This is a genomic window from Desulfovulcanus sp. (assembly GCF_982781345.1).
Genome location: NZ_CEYAEZ010000155.1, coordinates 1 through 1,396, shown reverse-complemented (window position 1 = coordinate 1,396; position 1,396 = coordinate 1). Strand labels below are relative to the sequence as shown.

Sequence of the window (1,396 nt, the reverse complement as noted above, 5' to 3'; positions counted from 1 at the left end):
TACCAGCAAATGGGTGGTTTAAATCACAATCAGCATTAAAGCGGCCTACTTTTACGATAGTCACTTGATGGCGACCTTGATTTGATTGCACCATCGCGGTCATACCAGGCTTCCATACTTTTACATCGCCTTGTAAGTGCTTAAGCGGGATGCGTTGAATTAAGTCATCAACACGCTCACCGTATGATTCACTTGGAGATAAAGTAACGCTAAATTTATCACCAGCGGCTTTACCTTCAAGTGCGGTTTCTAAACCGGGTAGCATGCCTTCGCTGCCGTGAATGTAACTTAATGGCGCGTCGTTTAGGCTGCTTTCTATTTGCTCACCCGCTTCGCTAAGGGTGTAATGAAATTCAACGGCAGAATTTTTACTGATTTGCATGTTTGTCTCTTTAAGATTTAAATAAATTAAAAAGCAATTTTACGCGAAATACTGCGCTTTAGAAACTTAACGGGGATGATTTAATGTATTTTGTAAGTCGAGCAACAGATCTTTTTTAGCAGGTGTGGTTTTAGGTGTCGCAGCTTGGGGTATAAATAAAACTAACTGAGTCCCAGGCTTTAATACGCTAGATGCTGATAACTTATTCCAACGTGCTAAATCGCTATGAGCAACGCCATACAACTGACTTATATTCCACAGGTTATCACCGGGCTTAACGTGGTAATCTACCTCGATGGTTGGAATGACAGGCTCTTTTTGTTCCAAGTAAGGGCTTATTTTATAGTTAATAGTGAGCGATTCAGGTAACGTTTGCGGCTCCCCTAAAATAAGCTTTTCGCCAACACCAATAAAGTTATTTTGCTTATTATTGAGCTGTTTTAGTGCCTTTAAAGGCAAGCCAAAATGCCTAGCAATACCGTATAGTGTGTCATTTTTTTTGACTATGTATTCGCCTGCAAAATTGGCTTTAAAAAAACGGTTTTTTAGTAAAGCTTGTTGCTCAATAGGAAGCAACAAAGTATGCGGGCCATGGGGGGAACTTTGGTTTTTTAAATAACCCCTATTAAGAGCATGTAGCTGTTTTACACCCATACCAGAGAGCTTGGCCATAATTGAAAAGTCGAACTGTTTTGCCACATTTAACGAGGTGGTCAGTGCTTTATAAGGAAGCTTTGGGCGTTTAAATTTTGCCTTAGGGTGTTTTACTAAATAGCTTAATGCTAATAGTTTTGGTACATAGTCAGCGGTTTCTTTTGGTAGGGTTAGTGCCCAAAAGTCAGTTGACTTCCCTCGTTTTTGATTGCGTTTTATAGCACGTTTAACTCGGCCTTCACCGGTGTTATAGGCCGCAAGTGCATGCAACCAATTACCATCAAAACGTTTATGTAAATAGCTTAAGTAATCTAGTGCTGCATCGGTTGAGGCCAATACATCTTGGCGTCCGTCGTACCA

General features: G+C 40.6%; 2 protein-coding genes. Both read right to left on the bottom strand.

All coding sequences use genetic code 11. From position 1 onward, the window contains the following. Window positions 1-382, bottom strand: a 382-nt coding sequence (locus AC3WVG_RS11845; RefSeq protein WP_488798324.1) for an FKBP-type peptidyl-prolyl cis-trans isomerase, incomplete at its 3' end; no start/stop codon positions are given. Window positions 383-448: 66 nt separating this feature from the next. Next, window positions 449-1,396 (bottom strand): LysM peptidoglycan-binding domain-containing protein (locus tag AC3WVG_RS11840; RefSeq protein WP_488798323.1); only part of this gene is annotated, 948 nt, incomplete at its 5' end.